Source organism: uncultured Lutibacter sp. (genome assembly GCF_947493565.1).
Taxonomy (GTDB): Bacteria; Bacteroidota; Bacteroidia; order Flavobacteriales; family Flavobacteriaceae; genus Lutibacter; species Lutibacter aestuarii.
In genome coordinates this window covers 77,532-101,401 of record NZ_CANLRG010000004.1, presented here as the reverse complement: position 1 = coordinate 101,401, position 23,870 = coordinate 77,532, and the positions used below count along the sequence as shown (strand labels likewise).

Below are 23,870 nucleotides of genomic sequence, written 5' to 3'. Positions count from 1 at the left end.
AATTGTGCAAATTTTTCAACTAAAAAATTAGTTTAAACTAATTTTTTAGTTATATTTGTTGTGTTGAACTAAAAATTTAGTTGAAAAATGGAGAAACAATTAACAAAAGCAGAAGAACAATTAATGCAAGTTTTATGGGACTTGGAAGAAGCATCTGTAAAAGAAATTATAACACAATTACCAACGCCAAAGCCGGCATATAACACGGTTTCAACAATTATTAGAATATTGGAAAATAAAAATTTTGTTGCTCATAAAGCCCAAGGAAGAGGGCATATATACTATCCTTTAATTAAAAAAACCGATTACAGTAATCAGAGTTTAAATAAACTTGTGGATGGATATTTTGGAGGGTCTTTTAAAAGTATGGTATCTTTTTTTGTGAAAAAAAATGATATTGATATTGTAGAACTAGAATCAATATTAGATAAAATTAATGACAAAAAGACAGAGAAATGATAAATTATATAATTCAAGTGCTACTTTTTCAAGCCTTATTTTTGGCAGTTTATGATTTCTTTTTGCAAAAAGAAACCTTTTTTAAGTGGAATAGAGTGTATTTATTAGTAACACCAATAATCTCTTTTTTAATTCCTTTTTTAAAATTTCAAAGCATTCAAAAATCCATTCCTCAAGACTATATTGTACAGTTGCCAATGGTATTTATAAACCCACAAATTGTTATTGAACAAAGTGTAACAAATAATTCATCAGTAAATTATATACTCATAGCTTTTTACATTGGGGTCACGGTTTTTACTATTTTATTTTTTACTCGTTTGTTAAAAATTGGTAAACTAATAGCTTCTAGCCAAGTAATAAAAAGAGAAAATTATAATTTAGTGATACTGAATGAGAAGCAGTCCGCTTTTTCATTTTTCAACTATATTTTTATAAATAAACATCTTTTAGAAAACAAAGAGCTAGATATTATTAAACACGAAATAGTTCATTGTAGAGAAAAGCACACCGTTGACTTATTACTATTTGAATTGCTAAAAATTGTGCTTTGGTTTAATCCAATAATATATGTATATCAAAATAGAATTACGCTTTTACATGAATACATTTCTGACAGTGAGGTAGTAAAAGAAACCGATAAAAAAACATATTTCAACAAGTTATTATCAGAAACTTTTAATGTTGAACATATTTCATTTGTCAATCAATTTTTTAAACATTCATTAATCAAAAAGAGAATCGTTATGATCGCTAAAGAAAAATCACAAAAAATGAAACAATTAAAGTATTTATTAATTATTCCGTTACTATTTGCTATGCTAATTTATACATCTTGTTCAGATGCTGAAAAAGATGAGTTATTAGAAATGGAAGAAGTTTTAAATAATAATAAAGATGTTACTGAAGGTAAATATTTGGATTTAGAGTTAGGAAAAGTTTTTGTTGGTAAAAATTTAAAAGGTAAAATTATTCCTTTTGATGAGTATACTAAAAAGGAGCAAGAAATGCACTCGAAGTTTAAAAGTATTGAAAATTCAATTTTTGATTTTTTAGTAGTAATTGATGAAAATGGAGAACGTATTCATTTTTTTAAAACTAATGAAAATGCTGTGCAACGTAAAACTAATTGGGAATATGTAGAAGGAGAAGATGTTCCATTTTCTGTGGTACAAAATGTGCCTGTATTTCCAGGTTGTGAAGGAACAGAAGAAGAACTAAGACAATGTTTACAAGAAAAAATAACAAAGCATGTAAATAAAAATTTCAATTTATCTTTGGCAAAGGGGTTAGGTTTATCAGAAGGTATTAAGAAGATTTTTGTAATGTTCAAAATTGATAAAGAAGGCAATATAGCAGAAGTTAAAGCCAGAGCTCCACATCAAGCATTAGTTGATGAAGCTAAAAGGGTTGTAAATTTATTGCCACAAATGAAACCAGGTACTTATAATAATAAAAGTATTGGAGTAAAATATAGTTTACCAATAGCTTTTAAGGTTAATTAATCATAATCTCTATGAAAAAGATTTTAGTACCATTATTATTTTTATTGGTAGTTTTAAAAACCGAAGCGCAATCTTCGGTTTTTACAGTTGTAGATAGCTTATTAATAAAAGGAAATTATCAATTAGCCATAGAGCTGTTAACTAAAAGCAAGCCCCAAACTTTTGAACTGTTAGAAAAAGCAGCAAGTATAAACCAAACTATTGGAAATGATACAAAGGCTATAGAACTCTATAAAAAAGCACTTACTTTTAATAATAGTGAAAGTTTAAAAATAAAATTGGGACAGGTTTATAATTCTGCTGGTTTAAGCTCTAAAGCAATTGAAGTTTACGAAAATATCATAAAAAAAGATTCTTCTAATTTATTAGTTCTAAATAATTTAGGAAAGTTGTATTTAGTCTTAAATAAACCAAAAAAAGCAGCACTAGTATATATTTATTTGAAGAAGAAAGATTCGCTAAATCCAAATTACCCATATCAATTAGCTGAAGCATTGTCCAAACAAAACGAGCTATTTAAAATGGGGCAAAGTTATTTAGATGCTTATAATTTAGACACTTTGCATATAAAAAGCATGTATGAATTAGCTAAGTTTTTTAAAAAACTTAAAATTAAAGATTCTACCATGTTATTTATTGATAAAGGATTAAAAATTGATAGTACTAATCTTAACTTTCTTCAATTAAAAGCTAATGAATTATATTTTACTAAAAAATTTGATGAAGCAATTAATTACTTAACGGTATTAGATAGCTTAAATTTTAGGTCTGTAAATACGTATGAAATGTTTGGAATGTGTTATTATAATTTAGAAAAGTTTGATTTAGCGGAAGCTAGTTTTAAAAAAGCTTTGAAAATAGAATATAATAATCCTAAAATACTATATAGATTGGCTAGTTTAGCTTATGAAAAGAACGATGCTAAACAAGCTAAAATGTATGCATCAATGTCAATTTTTCATTCCAAACCTGATATTGATAAACAACATTTTTTGCTAGCAGTTATATTTAAAGAAGAAAATGACTTAAAGAATGCTTTGATAAATTTTGAAAAAGCATTTCAAAATAATTATAATAATTATAAGGCATTGTTTGAACTTGCTAATACATCTGATGTTTATTATAAAGATAAAAAGACAGCTCTTAAGCATTATAAAAATTACTTAGCGCGTTTTGAAAGTAAAGATCCAAAAATGACTGAATTTGTAGAACAAAGAATTGATGTTATAAAAAAACAATACTTTATTGAAGGTGAAATTGTTGACTAAACTAAAATGTTGTATTTTCACATTGTGAATTTAAAACCAATGTTGAAACATTTTTTTAGGTTATTGTTTATAGGAATATTTTTAGTTTCTTGTACTTTTTTTGAACAACAAGCTAAAAATAGAGTATTAATTCAACAGGTAGATACCATTGTTGATTTTAACTCTGTTGATGCATTTCCTTTATTTCCTATGTGTAAAGACATTCCTTCTAGAGAAAAACAACAAATTTGTTTTCAATTAGAAATGGCACAACACATTTATGGCTCTTTAAAACAGTATCAACTAAATGCAAAAGAGATGGTTAATGATACTGTTTTGGTTAAATTAAAAGTAAATGCACTAGGAAAAACGAGTCTTTCTCATATCAATATTTCAGAAGAAACTAGCCAACTATTACCGGAGTTTGATAGTATTTTAAAAGTAAGTGTTGAAAATTTACCAACATTACAACCAGCTATAAAAAGGAATATGCCAGTTACTACAGAATTTATTCTACCAATTATTTTAAAAAATTAGGTATAAAAATTAGTTGTTAAGCATTTGCCAAAGAGTATCTTTTAACGCTACAAGACCTTGTTGAGCAACGGAAGAGATAAAAAGTGTTTTAATTCCTTTAGGCAACTCTTTTTTTATTTCTTCTTTTAGTTCATCATCAAGTAAATCAGATTTTGAAATAGCTAATAATCTATTTTTGTCTAATAGCTCGGGGTTGTGTTTTTTTAACTCATTTAAAAGAATTTCATATTCTTTTTTAATATCATTAGTATCTGCTGGAATTAAAAATAACAAAGTTGAATTTCTTTCTATATGACGTAAAAATCGATGTCCCAAGCCTTTTCCTTCTGCTGCACCTTCAATAATACCAGGTATGTCTGCAATAACAAATGTTTGAAAATCTCTATATTCAACAATTCCTAAATTTGGTTTTAGTGTAGTAAATGCATAATCTGCTATTTTAGGTTTCGCAGCTGTTAAGACAGAAAGTAAGGTAGATTTTCCTGCATTTGGAAAACCAACTAAACCTACATCAGCTAATACTTTTAATTCTAATTGAAACCAGCCTTCTTTACCATCAATGCCAGGTTGTGCATAACGTGGAGTTTGATTTGTTGAAGATTTAAAATTCCAGTTACCTAAACCTCCCATACCACCTTCTAATAGAATTTGTTGCGTATTTTCAGTAGTAATTTCAAAAAGAATTTCTTGTGTTTCACCATCTCTAACAATGGTACCTAAAGGAACATCAATGTAAACATCTTGCCCATCTTTTCCAGTACTTCTTTGTTTACTTCCATCACCACCATGTTCAGCTTTAAAATGCCTTTTAAATTTAAGGGGGAACAGTGTCCACATGTTTTTATTTCCACGAAGAATTACATGACCTCCACGACCACCATCTCCACCATCAGGACCACCTTTAGCAATATACTTTTCTCTATGCAAGTGCGCAGAGCCTCTACCTCCTTTACCAGATGAAGCATATATTTTTATGTAGTCAACAAAATTCCCTTCAGTCATTATTTTCTTTTTTTAATTGTTGATGTTTTTTTAAGGTTTCAATTAAAGCGTATCTAAAACGTTACTTAAACGGTTTGTGATTTCATTAATTTCACCAACACCATTGATACCAAAGTATTTGTTTTGAGCTTGATAATAATCTTTTAAAATAGCTGTTTTGTTATGATATTCTTGAAATCTGTGACGAATTTTGGTTTCATCAGTATCATCTGATCTACCACTTGTTTTACCTCTTCCTAAAATACGTTGAACTAATAAATCTTCAGGAACTTCTAAAGCTACCATACCGCTTATAGATTCTCCTTTATCACTTAGAAACTCGTCTAATGCTTTTGCTTGAGACTCGGTTCTTGGGAATCCATCAAAGATAAATCCTTTTGCTTCAGGATGTTTTTCCACTTCAGATTTTAACATTTCAATAGTTACATTGTCGGGAACTAAATCTCCATCATCCATATACGATTTTGCTAGGATACCAAGTTCGGTTTCATTTTTAATATTATATCTAAAAACATCTCCTGTTGATATATGAACAAGTTCATATTTTTCTTTTAAGATGGTTGCTTGCGTGCCTTTTCCTGCACCAGGAGGTCCAAATAAAACAATATTTTTCATTGTTGGTTTTTTAGTTAGTTGGTAAATATCAGCCAAATTTCTTCCTAAATTATCATAATCTAATCCATATCCTACAATAAATTTGTCTGGGATTGGCAACCCAATATAATTTATAGGTAATTCTTTTTTAAATACATCTGGTTTAAAGAACAGCGTAGCTACTTTAAGTTGTTTTAACTTTTTGTTTCTAAAAATATCATATATTTCTTGGAGTGTATTTCCAGTATCAATAATGTCTTCTAAAATTACGACAGTTCTACCTTCAAGATTTTGATTTAAACCAACAAGTTGTTTAATTTTTCCAGTTGAATTAGTGCCTTCATACGAAGCAAGTTTTACAAAAGAAACTTCACAATTACCATTATATTTTCTTACAAAATCTGCAACAAACATAAAACATCCATTTAAAATTCCAATAAAAATTGGAGTTTCATTTTGACAGTCGTTAGTTACTTGTTTTACTAAACTTTGTATTGCTTCTTCAATCTGTTCTTCAGATATATATTTTTTAAAATATTTATCGTGTAATTTAATAATGCTCATTATTCAACTTTGTTACAAATTTAATAATCAAAAAATAAGAATGGTTTTTATTTCAAAGATATTTGCTAATTTGAAATACAAAAACCGTTTTGACCTCTCAAAACGGTTTTTGCTATATGTGTTTTAAAAATAGCTTATTTTTTCTTTTTATCTAATTTATTGATAGCATCATACATTAATGGTGATGCAATAAATAGGGATGAGTAAGTACCAACTACTACACCAACTATAAGTGCAAACATAAATCCTTTAATAGAATCTCCACCAAATAAGAAGATGGCTAATAATACTACTAATGTAGTTAAAGAAGTATTAATCGTTCTACCTAAAGTACTACTTAGTGCTTTGTCTACCACTGTAGAGAATTTCCAAGAAGTATGTATTCCAGCAAATTCACGAATTCTATCAAAAATTACCACCGTATCATTCAATGAGTAACCTACTACAGTTAATATTGCTGCAATAAACGATTGTCCAATTTCCATATCAAAAGGTAATATTTTATAGAATATTGAAAATAATGATAATACAATTAATACATCGTGGAATACTGCTAATACAGCACCTAAACTATATTGCCATTTTCTAAATCTGAATAAAATGTATAAGAATACTACAAGTAGAGAACCTAATATTGCCCATCCTGCAGCAGTTTTAATATCATCGGCTATGGTTGGTTCAACTTTTATTGAACTCATTATTCCTGCTTTTTTATCACCATCAAATCCAGGTTTAAATTCATCCATTGTTAAACCTTCTGGTAAATAACTTGTTAACCCTTTAAATAATAAATCTTGAACTTCATCATCAATATGATTTCCTTCTTCTTCAATTTTATATTTGGTTGTTATTTTTAATTGACTAGCTTCACCATAAGTTTTTACTTCTGGAGCACTTCCAAAAGCATCTTTCAAGGTATTAGCTACGTCTGATGCACTAGTTGGATTCTCAAATTTAACTACGTATGTTCTACCTCCAACAAAATCAACCCCATAATTTAAGCCATTTGTTACTAACGAAGCAACACCTAAAATAATAACAGCTCCAGAGATGATGTAAGCAATTTTACGTTTTTTCAAAAATTCTACATCAATATTTGCAAATAAGTTTTTGGTCATACTAGTGTTGAAAGTAAATAACTTCCCTTTTGCAGCATACCAATCAATTAATAATCTAGTGATAAATATAGCTGTGAATAAAGAAGTAACGATACCCACCATTAAAGTATATGCAAAACCTTTTACAGGCCCAGTACCAAATACATATAAAATAATACCTGTTAACATGGTAGTAATGTTAGCATCAATAATAGCAGATAAGGCTCCTTTAAAACTAAATCCATGATTTATAGAAGCTTTTAAGCCTTTACCTTTGTTAAGTTCTTCTTTAATTCTTTCAAAAATAATTACGTTAGCATCTACTGACATACCAATTGTTAGTATGATACCAGCAATACCTGGTAAGGTAAGTACAGCTCCAAACGCAGTTAAAATACCAAAAATGAATAATAAGTTTACTAATAAAGCAATATCTGCAAAAGCACCTGCTTTACCGTAGTAAAAAATCATCCATAAAAGAACTAATAATAATGCTAATGCAAAAGAACTCATACTACTATCAATTGCTTTTTGACCTAGTGAAGGACCAACAACTTCAGACTGAATAATATGAGCAGCTGCTGGAAGTTTACCAGCTTTTAATACGTTTGCAATATCTTGTGCTTCACTAACAGTCATACTTCCACCAGAGATTGAAGTTCTACCCGTAGTAATTGCAACATTTACAGATGGCGCAGTATGTACATAATCATCTAAAACTACAGCTACAAATTTACCTACATTTTCGGTAGTCATTTTAGCCCATTGTCTAGTTCCTGTAGCATTCATGGTCATACTTACTTCTGGTTTACCAGTTTGACCGTATTCCTGACTAGCGTCTTCAATAACATCACCTTCAATAGGAGCAACATCTTCACGGTTAGATTTAATACCGTACAAGTAAATTAATTCAGTATTTTCACCGGTATTAGTTTTTGCAGTAAATGATTTAGAGTCCCATAAGAATTTTGCATACTTCATGTCATTACTTAATAATGCTCTAACCTCTCTCATTGCTAAATAAGAATTTACCTTAGCAGTATCAGCTAATTTTGCTGTGGCAATTACTGAAGAAACTTGATTTTGACTTTGAGGAACACTCGGCGTTAAAACTGTAAATAAGTTATTAACTTGTTTTGTTGCTATAGAATCAGAAACTTCTCCTAATAAATCATCTAAATTATCTTCTTTATCAGCAGCTGTTTCTTTTTTATCAGCTTCATTTTTTAATAAGTTTTCAATTACAGAATTTGCTTGAAAAAAGAAATTAGCAGTTTCTTGGTTAGAGTAAACTTCCCAAAATTGTAATTCAGCAGTACTTTGTAATAATTTTTTTACACGGTCTATATCTTTGGCTCCAGGTAATTCGATTAATATACGACCTGATTTTCCAATTCTTTGAATGTTAGGTTGTGTAACTCCAAATTTATCAATACGACTTCTTAAAACTTCAAAGGCGGTATTTACAGAACCTGTCACTTCATTTTCAATGATAGGCATTACTTCCTCATCAGTTAGGTTGAAGTTAATTTTTTCACGTAAAGACTTATTTCCAAAAATACTTGGATCGCTTAATTTTACTTCACCATTACTTAATTTTTCAAATTCATTAAAAAATAAATTTAAAAAAGTGTCATCACTCTTTTTTTGAGCTTCAGTAGCTTTTGCTAAAGCTTCATTAAAAGTTGGATTTTTTGATTCATTCGATAGTCCAATTAAAATATCTTTTACAGAAACCTGTAAAATTGCATTAATACCACCTTTTAAATCTAAACCTAAGTTAAGTTCTTTATCTTTAATGTCATTGTAGCTAAATTTTGCAAAACCTAAATCAATAATTGGTTGGTTTGCAACAGAGTCTAAATAAACTCTTTCTAAATCAGCCATTTCTCTTCCATCGTTCGATCTGGCTTCTGCATACATTTTTGCTTTATCTTCAACACCATTTGTAAACCAAGTAAATGATAATTGGTATAAACTTACTAATCCGAATAGAATAGCGAATAACTTTATAAGTCCTTTGTTTTGCATTTTAAATTAATTTGATATATAATTCATTTGTAATAAACGTGCAAATATATAATTTCAAATAGGAACTGACAATTCTTTTTTGGCTTTTTGTAATTAATCAACTTGAGATTTAAATTTATACTTATTCTCAATAATGAATTTTATATATTTGTTTCTCAAATTTAAAAATATGAAATACTTATCAGATATAGAAATTGCTCAAAATAACAATATTGTACATATTAGAGAAATAGCAGCCAAACTTGGTATAGAAGAAGACGATATAGAGATGTTTGGAAAATACAAAGCAAAACTTCCTTTATCATTTATAGACGAAGAAAAAATTAAGCAAAACAACTTAATTTTAGTTACTGCAATTACCCCAACACCTGCGGGTGAAGGAAAAACTACAGTATCAATTGGCTTAACTGAAGGTTTAAATAAAATAGGTAAGCAAGCTACAGTTGTTTTAAGAGAGCCATCTTTGGGTCCTGTTTTTGGTATCAAAGGAGGAGCTGCAGGAGGAGGCTATTCTCAAGTAGTGCCTATGGAAGATATAAACTTGCATTTTACCGGTGATTTTAATGCGGTTGAAAAAGCTAATAATTTATTATCGGCTTTAATTGATAATAACCTACAAAGTAAATGTTGTAGTTTTAATTTAGATCCAAGAACTATTTTATGGAAGCGTGTTATTGATATGAATGACAGATCCTTAAGAAATATTATTATAGGGCTAGGAGGAACTGCAAATGGTATTCCAAGAGAAGATGGTTTTAATATTACACCGGCCTCTGAGGTTATGGCAATACTTTGTATGGCTACTGATTTTGAAGATTTAAAAAAGAGGTTAGGAGATATTTTTATTGGTTTTACTTTTGATAAAAAGCCAATTTTTGCTCGTGATTTAAAGGCAGAAAATGCAATGGCAATTTTATTAAAGTATGCCTTAAAGCCTAATTTAGTTCAAACCTTAGAAAAAAATCCAGCAATTATTCATGGTGGACCATTTGCAAATATTGCTCAAGGAACAAATACAATTATTGCTACTAAAATGGGATTGTCATTGTCAAATTATGTGGTAACTGAAGCTGGTTTTGGAGCAGACTTAGGTGCTGAAAAGTTTTTAAACATTAAATGTGTTTCAGGAGAGCTGAGCCCAAAAGCTGTGGTGTTAGTAGCTACTATTAGAGCGCTTCGTCATCATGGAGGTGCACAAAAAGATGAATACAATATTCCAAATTTAGAATTCGTTCAAAATGGTTTTTGTAATTTAGAAAAGCATATAGAAAATATTAGAAAATTTAAAATTGAGCCAGTTGTAGCAATTAATACTTTTTCAAATGATTCGTATGAAGAGATTGATTTTATTATTGAAAAATGCGCGGCTTTAGGTGTACAAGCTGTTGTTTCAGACGGATGGGCAAAAGGTGGAAACGGCACCAAAAAATTAGCAGAAGCCGTAGTAAAAGTAGTGGATTCTAATAAATCTAATTTTGAACCTTTGTACGACTGGAATTCTCCAGTTAAAGAAAAAATAGAAAAAATTGCTAAAGAAATTTATGGCGCAACCGCTGTAGACTTTGACAAAAAAGCAAAATTAAATTTAAAACGAATTGACCGTTTAGGTTTTAATGATTTTGCTATTTGTATGGCTAAAACTCAAAAATCTTTTTCTGATAACGAAAATTTAGTAGGAAGACCTGAAAATTTTACAGTTACTGTTCGTGAAATAGAAATTGCCGCAGGGGCTAAATTTATTATTCCTATTTTAGGACAAATGATGCGTATGCCAGGATTACCTGGTACACCAGCATCTGAAAATATGACAATTGATAATGAAGGTGTTATTTCAGGGTTGTCTTAAAACAAATAGAATCTAACCAAACTTTAATTTAAGGTCTTGTTATTTATTTTTAACAAGACCTTTATTATTTATTAAAATAAAAGGCTGCTATACAGCAGCCTTTTTTAGTATAATTTTTTTAGAATACTAGTTTAATAAAGCATTTGTTTTTTTAACACCTTCAGCACTTTCTTCAATTTTAGCTTTTTCAGCTTCAGATAATTCTATTTCAACAATTTTTTCAATTCCGTTTTTACCAATAATACAAGGGACACCTATTGAAATATCTGTTAAACCATATTCACCATCTAATAAAGCTGAGCATGGAAACATTTTTTTAGAATCTAAAGCAATAGCTTGTACCATAGCCGAAACTGCTGCTCCTGGAGCATACCAAGCACTTGTTCCTAGTAATTTTGTTAAAGTAGCTCCACCTACTTTAGTGTCTTCAACAACTTGTTGCATTCTTTCTTCTGATAAAAATTCAGATACTTTAACACTGTTACGAGCTGCTTTTCCAATTAAAGGCACCATACCTGTATCACTATGACCTCCAATTACCATACCATCAACATCAGATGCAGGACAACCTAAAGCTTCTGCTAAACGGAATTTAAAACGTGCACTATCTAAAGCGCCTCCCATACCTATAATTCTGTTTTTAGGCAAACCTGTAGCTTTATGAGCTAAATAAGCCATTGTATCCATTGGATTACTTACTACAATTATTATAACATTTGGTGAATGTTCAATTAAACTTGTTGCAACAGATTTAACAATGCCAGCGTTAATTCCAATTAACTCCTCACGAGTCATTCCAGGTTTTCTTGGAATACCGCTTGTAATTACTGCTACATCACTACCAGCTGTTTTAGAATAATCGTTTGTTACACCTGTTATTTTAGTGTCAAAACCATTTAGTGAGGCACATTGCATTAAGTCCATAGCTTTACCTTCAGCAAAACCCTCTTTTATATCAATCAACATTACCTCAGATGCGAAATTTTTTATAGCTATGTACTCAGCGCAACTTGCACCTACAGCACCAGCTCCTACTACTGTTACTTTCATATTTTTGTGTTGTATTTAAATATTTAATATTACTGTAAAAATAAGAATTTTTATATTAATTAAGTGTAACAATTTTAATTAACTACGAAATCGTTTTTAGATAAGTTTGTAACTATAATTGAGCTAATTGAAACATTTAATTTTTCTGATTTATTCAAAAAAAAAACCGTCTAAATGACGGTTTTAAAATGTTGTGAATTAAAGTAATTATGCGTCTATTTTTGCATAAACGGCATTCTTTTCTATAAACTCTCTTCTTGGAGGTACTTCATCTCCCATAAGCATCGAAAATACTCTATCTGCTTCTGTTAAATTATCAATAGTTACTTGGCGTAATGTTCTAAACTCTGGATTCATAGTGGTGTCCCAAAGTTGTTCAGCATTCATCTCTCCAAGACCCTTGTAACGTTGAATATTAACACTTCCTCCCATATTTAAAGCTATTAAATCACGTTGATTGTCATTCCAAGCATATTCTCTTTTTTGCCCTTTTTTTACTAAATATAAAGGAGGTGTTGCAATATAAACGTGTCCATTTTCAATTAGTTCTTTCATATATCTAAAGAAAAATGTAAGAATTAAGGTTGCAATATGGCTACCATCTACATCGGCATCACACATAATTACTATTTTATTATAACGAAGTTTTGATAAATTTAACGCTCTTGGATCTTCTTCTGTTCCAATAGAAACTCCTAAAGCGGTAAACATATTTTTAATTTCTTCGTTTTCAAAAACTTTATGTTGCATAGCTTTTTCAACGTTCAAAATTTTACCTCTTAATGGTAAAATAGCTTGAAAGTTTCTATCACGTCCTTGTTTTGCTGTACCACCTGCTGAATCTCCCTCAACTAAGAAAATTTCACATTTTTCAGGGTCAGTTTCAGAACAATCACTTAGCTTACCAGGTAAACCTCCAATAGACATTACTGTTTTACGCTGAACCAATTCACGAGCTTTTCGAGCTGCATGACGTGCTTGTGCTGCTAATATAACTTTTTGAACAATGGTTTTGGCATCGTTAGGGTTTTCTTCTAAATAGTCTTGTAACATTTCAGATACAGCTTGACTTACTGCAGCGGTAACTTCACGATTTCCTAATTTGGTTTTAGTTTGCCCTTCAAATTGTGGCTCTGCTACTTTAACAGAAATGATAGCAGTTAATCCTTCACGAAAATCATCTCCAGCTATTTCAAACTTCAGCTTGTCTAACATTCCTGAAGACTCTGCGTATTTTTTAAGTGTATTGGTTAATCCACGTCTAAACCCTGATAAATGTGTTCCTCCTTCATGGGTGTTAATGTTATTTACATATGAATGTAAGTTTTCATTATAGGAAGTATTATACACCATAGCTACTTCAACAGGAATATCATTTTTTTCGCCTTCCATTGAAATAACACCTTGTATTAACTGTTCACGAGTAGCATCAAGATATTTCACAAACTCAGGCAAACCTTCATCGCTGTAAAATTTTTCTAACGGATGGTTTCCTTCTTCGTCAGTGACTCTATTATCAGTAAGGGTAATCATTAAGCCTTTATTTAAAAAACTTAATTCACGTAATCTTGTAGCTAAAGTGTCGTAATTATATTCTGTAGTTTGTGTAAAAATTGATTTATCTGGAGTAAAAGTAACCATAGTACCTTTTTCTTCAGTTTCACCAATAGTTTTTACAGGATATAAAGCTTTTCCTCTTTCATATTCTTGCTCCCATATTTTACCATCTTTATAAACGGTGGCTTTTAAATGGTCAGAGAGTGCATTTACACAAGAAACACCAACGCCGTGTAAACCTCCAGAAACTTTATAAGAATCTTTATCAAATTTACCACCAGCACCAATTTTAGTCATTACAACTTCTAAAGCAGAAACCCCTTCCTTTTTATGAATGTCAACTGGAATACCGCGTCCATTATCTTTTACAGATATAGAATTGTCTTTATTAATAATTACGTGAATGGTATCGCAATGGCCAGCCATTGCTTCATCAATTGAGTTGTCAACAACTTCATAAACTAAATGGTGTAATCCTCTTATTCCTACGTCGCCAATATACATAGATGGTCGCATACGTACATGCTCCATTCCTTCTAAAGCTTGAATACTATCAGCTGAATAATTATGTTTTTTTATTTCGTCACTCATATTACAATATATTATTTCAATAACACACAAATATAAGAAAATGATGATTGTTATCTTGTTTTTAAGACCTGCTTCTTTTTAAGTTATTAACAATTTACTAAAAGTCTAAAAATGCTTTAAAACGCTTCTAAACGCTTTTAAAATTAAAATGAAGTTTTTAATTGACGTTTGCAAAATTTAAAAATAAAGAAAATGCCTTATAAAGGCCGAATTTAGTTTGTTATAATTTAAGTTTTATGTTTAATAAATTCAAATTGTGCTAAAATATTCAATTTAAGTATTGTTATTTAAGTTCTTATGTTAAAAAATGTTGTAAAGAAAAATAACATTAAATGATACATCATATATAGAATAATATTATTTTTGCGGATGCAACAAAAGGTACTTATATTAGATTTCGGTTCGCAATACACGCAGTTGATTGCCCGAAGAGTTAGAGAACTTAACATTTTTTGTGAAATTTTTCCTTTTAATAGTAAAAATTTCGAATTAACTAATTACAAAGCAGTCATCCTTTCTGGAAGCCCTTCTTCCGTTAGAACAGAAGAGGCCCCTAAACCTGATTTGTCTAAGATAAAAGGGAAATTACCTTTATTAGGTGTTTGTTTTGGTGCTCAATATATGGCTCATAATTATGGAGGTAAAGTAGCAGCGTCTAATACCAGAGAGTACGGAAGAGCAAATCTTTCTTTTGTAAAAAGTAATGAATCTTTTTTTGAAGGCGTAAATGAAGGAAGTCAAGTATGGATGAGTCACAGTGATACCATTGTTGATTTACCTGAAAATGCCGAATTGATTGCTTCTACTCATGATGTTAAAAACGCGGCTTTTAAACTTACCAATGAAACTACTTTTGGAATCCAGTTTCACCCAGAAGTTTATCATTCCAAGGATGGATTAAAAATTTTAAGTAACTTCTTAGTAAATATTGCAAAAGTTAAACAAGATTGGACACCAGATTCATTTGTAGAGTCAACGGTTCAAAAATTAAAAGAACAATTAGGAAACGATAAAGTTGTTTTAGGTTTGTCTGGAGGTGTAGATTCTACAGTGGCAGCAACATTATTAAGCAAAGCAATTGGAGATAACTTATACTGTATTTTTGTAAATAATGGCTTACTTCGTAAAAATGAGTTTGAAAATGTGTTGAGCCAATACAAAGGAATGGGATTAAACGTTAAAGGTGTTGATGCTTCGGCACGTTTTTTGAAAGAACTTGCAGAAGAAGCAGATCCAGAAGGAAAACGCAAAATAATTGGTCGTGTTTTTATTGAAGTATTTGATGATGAAGCTCATTTAATTGAAGATGTAAAATGGTTAGCACAAGGAACTATTTATCCTGATGTTATTGAATCTGTTTCAGCAACAGGAGGCCCTTCAGCTACTATCAAGTCACATCATAATGTTGGAGGATTGCCAGATTTTATGAAGCTAAAAATAGTAGAACCTTTAAAAATGTTATTTAAAGATGAGGTGAGAAGAGTAGGTGCTTCTTTGGGAATTGATTCAGAATTATTAGGCAGACATCCATTTCCTGGACCAGGTTTGGCAATTCGTATTTTAGGTGATATTACTGCTGAAAAAGTGAGAATTTTACAAGAAGTAGATGCTATTTTTATTAATGGATTGAAAGAATGGGGATTGTATAATGATGTTTGGCAAGCTGGAGCTATATTATTACCAGTAAACTCAGTTGGTGTTATGGGTGATGAAAGAACTTATGAGAAAGTAGTGGCCTTAAGAGCTGTAGAATCTACAGATGGAATGACTGCGGATTGGGTAAATTTACCGTATGAATTTTTACAAAAAACATCCAACCAAATAATAAATGGAGTAAAAGGCGTTAATAGAGTAGTGTATGATATTAGTTCAAAGCCACCAGCAACTATTGAATGGGAATAGGATAACCCTTAAATATAATTTATAAATGAAAAAACTCAAGCTTATAACATTTCTTTTTTTGTTGTTTTCAATTGTAACAATTGCACAACAAAAAAAGTATGTTTCTTATACTGTTAAAAAAGGTGAAACCATTAAGAGTATTGCTAAGCGATATGATTTATCAACAAGAGATTTACTTCGTTTAAATCCTGATGAAAGTAGAAGACCAAAACCTGGGACAGTGATTGTAGTACCGAATCTTAATTATGGAAAAACAATAATAACTGAAGCTGAAAGTTCTAAGGAAGTAGAAAAATTTTATACCGTAAAACCTAAAGAAACAGTATTTGGAATTTCTAAAAAATTTGGAATTACAATTGAAGAATTAAAAGCTGCTAATTTTGGTTTAATAGGAGGGTTAAAAATTGGGATGAGATTAAGAATTCCTGAATCAAAAAAGTCTGAACCATTAGACCTATCAAATTATGTAATTCATACAGTTGTAAAGGATGATACATTTTTTAAATTAACAAGGTTATATGAAGTTACAGAAGCGCAATTAAAACAATTAAATCCTGAACTGAAAGACGGATTAAAGTTAGGTATGGTTTTAAAAATAAAACCACTTTCGGTAGAAAATATAAAAGGAGAAAATGATGCTGGTTATTTTGTTGAAAACATTGATATTTCAAAAAAGTTGAATGTAGCTGTTATGCTTCCGTATCAAATAAATAAATATACAGATTCAACAAGAATTCAAAATTTCAAAAAAAACAATTCATTATTAACAATAGTTTCAGATGTTCATTTAGGAGTTCAAATGGCAATAGATTCTTTAAAACATAAAGGTTTAGCAATTCAGGTAAATTATTATGATACTGAAAATTCTAATTATAAATTACAGTATCTTGTTAATAAAAATGATTTTAGCAACGTAGATGTTATTTTAGGACCATTATTTTTTGAGAAGGCACATTGGTTGGCAAAGCATGTAAACGCTCCAGTAGTGGCTCCTGTTTTTTCTAAAAATCAAATAAGCTTATCGGCAGGTAACTTGATTAAATCTGCACCAAATACAGAATTGTTAGATGAAAAATTAATGGACTATTTAAAAGACCAATATAAAGGAGAGGACATTATTATAATTAATGATGGAAAAGCTGAAACTCAAACTAAATTATGGAGAACGGTAAATAAGTTTAAAACTTTTGACTCTATTCAAAATATTACGGTCATTAAACCAGAAAAAGGATATATTGATAGTGAAAAAGTTGGTGAAAAATTAAATGAAAAATCAATTAACTGGGTAGTTTTAATTAGTGATGATACGGTGATAACTTCTTCAGCAATTAATAGTTTAAAAACTTATATTGAGACATTTAATATTAAATTTATAGCTTTTAATAAAGGAGATAATTTTGATTCTATTGATAATAATTTATTAGGAAGATTGAACTTTTTATTTCCATCAATGGAATATTTAGATATGGATGCTACTGCAAAGAATTTCTATAAATCTTATAAATCAAAATATTTTGCATATCCATCTAAATATGCTACAAGAGGTTTTGATGTAACCTATGATATTCTTATTCGTTTGGCTTCTGAAGGTTCTCTTGAAGAAGGTTTGAAAGCAGGTAAATCACAAAGGGTGTCATCTGTATTTAATTATGATAAAAAACTTTTTGGCAGTTTTGAGAATCATGCGGTTTATTTAATACAATATACTAAAGAGTTATTACCAATAATAATAAAGTAATAGCGCGTACTGTTCTGTTATTTATAATAAAAAAGGCAACCATTTGGTTGCCTTTTTTATTATAAATAATGAATTATATTTTTTTCAATTGTTGTTTTAACATTTTAATTTGCTCTGTTAAAACTCCTTGAGAATCTAATTTTTTAGCTTCATTTACTAAGGTGGTAGCTTCTCTTTTACGTCTTTTAGACATAGCAATTCCAGCCAATTGTAGTTTTGCCATTGCAATATCATGTTTCATATTTAACCCTAAACTTAATGCTTTTTTAAAAAATTTCTCAGCTTGAGTTAGGTTGGTTTGAGAAACCATAATTCCTTGTAAAAAATTATAATATCCTTCCTGTTTTTTTATTAAAGCAGAACTTGGATTTTTAATATAGGATAACCATTTACTTGCACCCGCAAAATTTTGTTTTCTTAATTGTAAAAATGCAAGTAATATAAATTCATTTTTAAAGTAGAACAGTACAAAAATACCTGCTAATAAAATTAATGAAATGCCATTCATTATATTTTCATCAACAAATTGAAATACGGACCACACTAAGATTCCTGCTGCAATTACTAATTTTATATACTTATTAAACATTGATAATTTTTTTAATGGATTGCAAAGTTACATTTTTGCAACGATTTTAGTTATTTTTTATAATGTTTTTTATGTTGTATATAAGCTAAAACAGAGATAACAGCTACAATAGCTACGGAGTAATAAACAAATGTAGGTGTAATAGCTTTATCTCCACTTGCATAAGAATGTAAACCTGATAAGTAGAAGTTCACTCCAAAATAGGTCATTAAAATAGAAGCAAACGCAGCTACTGAAAATAAATTAAAAACAAATCTACTTCTTAAGCCTGGAACTAATCGTAAGTGTAAAACAAAAGCGTAAATCATAATACTTATTAAAGCCCAAGTTTCCTTTGGATCCCAGCCCCAATAACGTCCCCAACTTTCATTTGCCCATTGTCCGCCTAAAAAGTTTCCAATAGTTAACATCACCAAACCAACAGTTAAAGCCATTTCATTAATAATGGTCATTTCTTTAATCATTAAACCAATTTTTTGTTTATTCTTTTTGGTTGTCAATATCATTAATAAAAGTGCAATTAAGCCTAATATCATTCCTAAAGCAAATGGGCCATAACTTGCAACTATTATTGATACGTGAATCATTAACCAATAAGAATTTAGTACAGGTTGTAGATTTGCAATTTCTGGATCCATCCAATTCCAATGCGCAACCATTAAAATAAATGCTGTTAAAAAGGCCGTTGCAGCAATAGTCATTGATGATTTTTTTCCAAAAATTAATCCAAACAGCATAGTTGCCCATCCAACGTAAATCATAGATTCGTAGGCGTTACTCCAAGGGGCATTTCCACTTACTATCCAGCGAGCGATTAAACCTCCTGTATGTAATAGAAAAAGCCCAATAATTATAACAATACTTGCTTTAATTAAAAAGTTGATGGTTTTATTATTTCTAAAAATTTGGAAGATTACAAAAAAGAACATTAATGTTCCAATGTACATATAATAGCTATATATAGTTTTAAATATATCGTATTTGTTGTAAGCAATTTCTAAGTCAATTTTATGTTCTTTTGGATATACTTCACTTCCATATTTTTTTTGAAAATTAGTAATGCCTTGTAAAATTTCATCAGATTTTGAATAATCTTTAGATACGTTAGAATCTGACAAAGTTTGAAGGTAAATAGGGAGTATTTGGCGAACAAATACTGAGTCTTGACCTTTAAAATGAGCAGATTGTATGTTATTATGAGATACCCAAGTATTATTAGAATCGTTTGGAATAGGGAAAATTCTTAAAATATCTCCAGTAATAGCTGAATAGAGTAAGTTAACTCTTCTGTCTACATTTATTACATCTTTTTCAAATTTACTTTTAATATTACTTTTTTGAGCTTCTTGTTGAATTTGAGAAATTTTATACATTCCTTTTGAATCAAAAAAGTTAGCAAGTGTTGCATCTCTTTGATCGTGAGGGATTCCTATAATATCACGTAATTTTGTGTTTCCTTTTTCAATATAAATAATTGGAATTTGGAACCATAATCTTGGATTTTGTTGAATAGATAAAAATACTTGAGTCGCATTCATATCTTTATAAGTATCATGTTTACTAACTTTTCTCAACAATTCAGAAGCATAGGTATGTACTGGTTTCATTCTACCTCCAGCATCTTGTATAATTACTTTGCTAAAGTTTTCAGCATGGTTTACATCAATTTTGTTAACCGCTAAAGCTGAATCAATTTGTTTTTCGGTTAATGAATGATTGTGTTGTTGAGCAAAAGATATGGTTGAAATTAGTAAAATAGCAATGGTAGTTAAAGTAGCTTTTTTTGTTCTAATTTTTTGTAAATTTTTTCTTAGGAAGTCAAAACGCGTATTTTTCATAAATAAAATTAAAATCAATCCAGCATATAATAAGAAATAACCTATGTAAGTAATTGTTGAGCCCCAAAAATCATGATTTACAGATAAGTGAGTTTCTTCATATTCTGGGGTAATATTGTAACTTGATTGAAAGAATTTATACCCTTTATAATTTAAAATATTATTCATAAAAATTCTAAAATCAAATGTTTCAGAAGGGGCTATTACTGTAACCTCACTAGCATAAGACATTGCGCTTTCCGAACCTGGGTATTTATCAAGCTGAAAATCGTTTAATTTAATACTAAATGGTAATTTCATTTGCATTGCTCCATAGCTCATTCTAAAGTTTAAATTCCCAATAGAGAATTGGGTTGGAGGTTGAATTGCAAATTTACCTCCTACCATTTTAACCTGTTTTGTTTCACCACCAGCAGTAACGTCAAAAGTTAATTGGGCTAAGGTATTTTGATCTTTATCACCTGAGATTGTTTTATACTCTCCTTTAATACCTGCATTGGGAACAACAAATTGTAACCCTGCGATTGAATGAACAGCTAAAATTGAAAAATCTTGTAATGAATCTTTTACAATAGTTCCTTCAAAATTATCAGCCATTCTAAAAAACTGACCTTCTACAGCAGATTGAATTTTAATTTTTCCATCAATGGTTTTAAAATCAATGGTATTTTTATTAGGAGTGTCATAACCAACCATAACGCCATGAATAAGTTCAGAAGTTCCTTTTTTTACGTAATGATTGTGTCTTCCACCACCACCAGACTCAACAAATAGCATATATTCATCGCCCGTTTCACTTTCTTCAAAAACTTCTTGTGCGTTAGGAATGTAGTTAGTTAATTTAACAGAAACATCCGTACCTTTAAAATCTGTATTATAAGTATAATTGTTTGAGCCTATGGCAGATAATAAAATAGGATGGTGTACAGGTGTTTTTTGTTCTTTACCATCATTAACAACAATGCTTATATAATTTTTTTCGGAAAGGAAAGTATTACTTACTTGCCCTTCTTTTATAGGCATTATTCCTTCAAAACTAATATAGCGAGTAATACCAGCTCCAATAATTATTAAAAAGAAAGCTAAATGAAAAGCGAGTACTACTAATTTTTCTTTTCTTAATAGTTTGTATTTAAAAATGTTACCAAAAAAGTTAATAGCAAAAAATATCATTATACCTTCAAACCACCAAGCATTATATACTAAAGCTTTGGCCGTTTCAGTGCCATAATCGTTTTCAATAAATGTTGCCACTCCCATTGCAGCAGCAAAAACAAGAAACAAAATAGCCATTAAACGTGTTGAATAAATAAGTGAAAGTAGTTTGTTCATTACAGATGTTTTATTATTAAAAATAATGTTGTGCAAAAATAATGATAATTGTCATATTAGCCATTTATAATTTTGAATTTAAAACAATTATCTTCCTATTTTAACATTGCACCAAAGATAAGTGTAACTTTTATCACAATTAATGACTATTGTCATTAAAATTTGTTCACTTTTTTTAAAAATTTAACTTATAAAAATGAAAAAAATGTAAATTTGTATGCAAGTATATTATTGAATGAAAGTTTTAAACATTTATAAAATATATCTTAATATTTATCTAAATATTAAACGCCCAGAATGCTATATTAAATAGCTCCTTAACTTATTTTAAAATGGGCAAACTATTGGTTTGTCACAATTACATCTAATTTTTCAATTTAAATTTATTATTATGGAATTACCATATGCAGAACCATATAAAATTAAAATGGTAGAGCAGTTAAAACGCTCTACAAAAGAACAACGATTAAAATGGATTAAAAAGGCGCATTATAACTTATTTAATCTGGATTCAGATAAAGTTTTTATAGACGTATTAACTGATTCTGGAACTGGAGCTATGAGCGATAAACAATGGGCAGAAATGATGATTGGAGATGAGAGTTACGCAGGGTCTAAATCTTTTACTAAATTAAAGAAAACGGTAAAAAAAATTACAGGATTTAAATATTTTTTACCTACTCACCAAGGTAGAGCTGCGGAAAATGTTTTGTTTTCTGCTATGGTAAAAGAAGGAGATATAGTTCCTGGAAACTCTCATTTTGATACAACAAAAGGTCATATTGAATTTAGAAAAGCAACTGCTGTAGATTGTACGATTGATGAAGCGTTTGATACGTCAATTATACATCCTTTTAAAGGCAATATTGATTTAAATAAATTAGAAAAGGTATTTAAGTCAAATCCAAAAGAAAAAATACCATTTGTAATATTAACAATTACTTGTAATAGTGCAGGAGGTCAACCTGTTTCAGTGCAAAATACTAAAGAAGTATCAGCATTATGTAAACAATATGGAGTACCATTATATTTTGATGCTGCTCGTTTTGCAGAAAACGCCTATTTTATCAAAAAAAGAGAAGCTGGATATGAAGATAAATCAATTAAAGAAATTGTAAAAGAAGTTTTTTCTTATGGAGATGGTATGACCATTAGTGCTAAAAAAGACGGCTTGGTTAATATGGGAGGATTTATAGCGCTTAATAACAAAGAAGTATTTAAAAAAGCTACTGTTTTTAACATTATGTACGAAGGTTTTATAACTTATGGAGGTATGAATGGTAGAGATATGGGAGCTTTAGCCATTGGTTTAGATGAATCTACTGAATTTAATTACTTAGAGAGTAGGGTAGAGCAAATAGCTTATTTAGGAAAAAAATTAGTAGAATATGGAGTTCCAGTACAACAACCATTTGGAGGACATGCTATTTTTTTAGATGCCAATAAGTTTGTTCCAACTATTCCAAGGGAAGAATATAGAGCACAAGCCTTAGCAATTGAATTATATGTAGTTGGAGGAATTAGAGGAGTTGAAATTGGTACGGTGCTAGCTGATAGAGATCCTTTTACAAGAAAAAATAGGTATCCCGATCTAGAATTAGTGCGTTTAGCAATTCCTAGAAGAACCTATACAAATAATCATATGGATTATATTGCTGCAACACTTAAAAATATTTATGATTCAAGAGAAGGGGCAAAATCAGGATACAGAATTATTGATGAAGCGCCTATTATGAGGCACTTTACTGTTAAATTTGAAAAAATATAATACCAACTACTCTTTTTTTTATATTTTTGCTCAAAATATGAATTAATGAGTTATGATGTTATCACGTGCTAGTAAATATGCTATATTATCTACGTTGTTCTTAGCTGAACATTCGAATGAAAATAGAAAAATAAGTGTCAAAGAAATTTCAGAAAGTATTGAGGTTCCTAGTCCTTTTTTAGCAAAATTATTTCAACAACTAGTACGTGGTAAAATCATTTCCTCTACAAAAGGTCCTAACGGAGGGTTTTATTTGTCTGAAAAAAACAAAAAAAAATCTGTTATAGATATTATTGAAAATATTGATGGATTAACTAAATTAAATGACTGCTTTTTAGGCTTGCATAAATGTGACGCTGTAAATCCTTGTCCTGTTCATTTTATTGTAGAACCTTTTAAAAATAGTATTCTAGGAAAGTTCAGAGATAAAACTATTATGGAATTTGCAGAAGAAATTGCTGAAAAAGGTAGAGTACTTACATTAAAAGATATAGAACCAAAACCTATTAAAAAATAATAATTTTTATGACAAAAATCATATATTATATAAATGTAATCAAATACATTTGTCAAAATAAAAGATAAAAAGGTCTTTTAATATTAATAAAACTAACAAAACTCGA

Annotated in this window: 16 protein-coding genes; 9 read left to right on the top strand and 7 right to left on the bottom strand. The window is 29.6% G+C overall.

The features are described from left to right. Positions 1 to 87: 87 nt before the first annotated feature. From Q0714_RS06025 to Q0714_RS06010, 4 genes are read left to right on the top strand one after another with little or no spacing between them, the layout of a single operon-like run. On the top strand, positions 88 to 459 hold the full coding sequence (locus tag Q0714_RS06025) for a BlaI/MecI/CopY family transcriptional regulator (RefSeq protein WP_298263512.1): 372 nt from the start codon (positions 88 to 90) through the stop codon (positions 457 to 459). Further along, positions 456 to 1,964 (top strand): M56 family metallopeptidase, encoded by a 1,509-nt coding sequence (locus Q0714_RS06020; protein ID WP_298263511.1) that lies wholly within the window; start codon positions 456 to 458, stop codon positions 1,962 to 1,964. Before Q0714_RS06025 ends, Q0714_RS06020 begins: the two co-directional genes overlap by 4 nt. An 11-nt stretch (positions 1,965 to 1,975) precedes the next feature. Beyond that, entirely contained in the window at positions 1,976 to 3,232 is a 1,257-nt protein-coding gene (locus Q0714_RS06015; RefSeq protein WP_298263510.1) for a tetratricopeptide repeat protein, read from the top strand. Between the two features lie 39 nt (positions 3,233 to 3,271). Beyond that, positions 3,272 to 3,748, top strand: a complete 477-nt coding sequence (locus Q0714_RS06010) for a hypothetical protein (RefSeq protein ID WP_298263509.1) — start codon at positions 3,272 to 3,274, stop codon at positions 3,746 to 3,748. A 9-nt stretch (positions 3,749 to 3,757) separates the two neighbouring features. On the opposite strand, the gene obgE is transcribed toward Q0714_RS06010, so the two are convergent. The 3 genes from obgE to secDF form a co-directional block, all read right to left on the bottom strand. Further along, positions 3,758 to 4,750 (bottom strand): GTPase ObgE, encoded by a 993-nt coding sequence (gene obgE, locus Q0714_RS06005; protein WP_298263508.1) that lies wholly within the window; start codon positions 4,748 to 4,750, stop codon positions 3,758 to 3,760. A 42-nt stretch (positions 4,751 to 4,792) separates the two neighbouring features. Further along, positions 4,793 to 5,908, bottom strand: a complete 1,116-nt coding sequence (locus Q0714_RS06000) for an adenylate kinase (protein WP_298263506.1) — start codon at positions 5,906 to 5,908, stop codon at positions 4,793 to 4,795. Positions 5,909 to 6,042: 134 nt separating this feature from the next. Continuing rightward, on the bottom strand, positions 6,043 to 9,036 hold the full coding sequence (secDF, locus tag Q0714_RS05995; RefSeq protein WP_298263505.1) for a protein translocase subunit SecDF: 2,994 nt from the start codon (positions 9,034 to 9,036) through the stop codon (positions 6,043 to 6,045). 169 nt (positions 9,037 to 9,205) lie between these two features. Here secDF and Q0714_RS05990 point away from each other — a divergent pair, with 169 nt between their 5' ends. After that, positions 9,206 to 10,882, top strand: coding sequence for a formate--tetrahydrofolate ligase (locus Q0714_RS05990; RefSeq protein WP_298263503.1), 1,677 nt, complete (start codon positions 9,206 to 9,208; stop codon positions 10,880 to 10,882). 126 nt (positions 10,883 to 11,008) lie between these two features. Here Q0714_RS05990 and mdh read toward each other — a convergent pair whose 3' ends face one another. Continuing rightward, complete coding sequence (mdh, locus tag Q0714_RS05985) at positions 11,009 to 11,932, bottom strand: malate dehydrogenase (RefSeq protein WP_298263502.1); 924 nt, start codon at positions 11,930 to 11,932, stop codon at positions 11,009 to 11,011. A 207-nt stretch (positions 11,933 to 12,139) separates the two neighbouring features. Further along, on the bottom strand, positions 12,140 to 14,080 hold the full coding sequence (gene gyrB, locus Q0714_RS05980) for a DNA topoisomerase (ATP-hydrolyzing) subunit B (protein ID WP_298263501.1): 1,941 nt from the start codon (positions 14,078 to 14,080) through the stop codon (positions 12,140 to 12,142). Between the two features lie 369 nt (positions 14,081 to 14,449). Here gyrB and guaA point away from each other — a divergent pair, with 369 nt between their 5' ends. Continuing rightward, positions 14,450 to 15,982 (top strand): glutamine-hydrolyzing GMP synthase, encoded by a 1,533-nt coding sequence (gene guaA, locus Q0714_RS05975; RefSeq protein WP_298263500.1) that lies wholly within the window; start codon positions 14,450 to 14,452, stop codon positions 15,980 to 15,982. A 25-nt stretch (positions 15,983 to 16,007) separates the two neighbouring features. Continuing rightward, a complete protein-coding gene (locus tag Q0714_RS05970) occupies positions 16,008 to 17,720 on the top strand; it encodes a LysM peptidoglycan-binding domain-containing protein (protein ID WP_298263499.1) in 1,713 nt (570 codons plus the stop codon). A gap of 73 nt (positions 17,721 to 17,793) precedes the next feature. Here Q0714_RS05970 and Q0714_RS05965 read toward each other — a convergent pair whose 3' ends face one another. Both Q0714_RS05965 and ccsA read right to left on the bottom strand, forming a co-directional pair. After that, on the bottom strand, positions 17,794 to 18,309 hold the full coding sequence (locus Q0714_RS05965) for a DUF2892 domain-containing protein (protein WP_298263498.1): 516 nt from the start codon (positions 18,307 to 18,309) through the stop codon (positions 17,794 to 17,796). 50 nt (positions 18,310 to 18,359) lie between these two features. Then, positions 18,360 to 21,479, bottom strand: a complete 3,120-nt coding sequence (ccsA, locus tag Q0714_RS05960) for a cytochrome c biogenesis protein (RefSeq protein WP_298263497.1) — start codon at positions 21,477 to 21,479, stop codon at positions 18,360 to 18,362. Positions 21,480 to 21,870: 391 nt separating this feature from the next. On the opposite strand from ccsA, the gene Q0714_RS05955 reads away from it, so the two are divergent. Further along, positions 21,871 to 23,247: a tryptophanase gene (locus Q0714_RS05955; protein ID WP_298263495.1), complete on the top strand. Its 1,377-nt coding sequence runs from the start codon at positions 21,871 to 21,873 to the stop codon at positions 23,245 to 23,247. Positions 23,248 to 23,299: 52 nt separating this feature from the next. Then, complete coding sequence (locus Q0714_RS05950) at positions 23,300 to 23,764, top strand: Rrf2 family transcriptional regulator (protein WP_298263493.1); 465 nt, start codon at positions 23,300 to 23,302, stop codon at positions 23,762 to 23,764. The last annotated feature ends 106 nt before the right edge of the window (positions 23,765 to 23,870 follow it).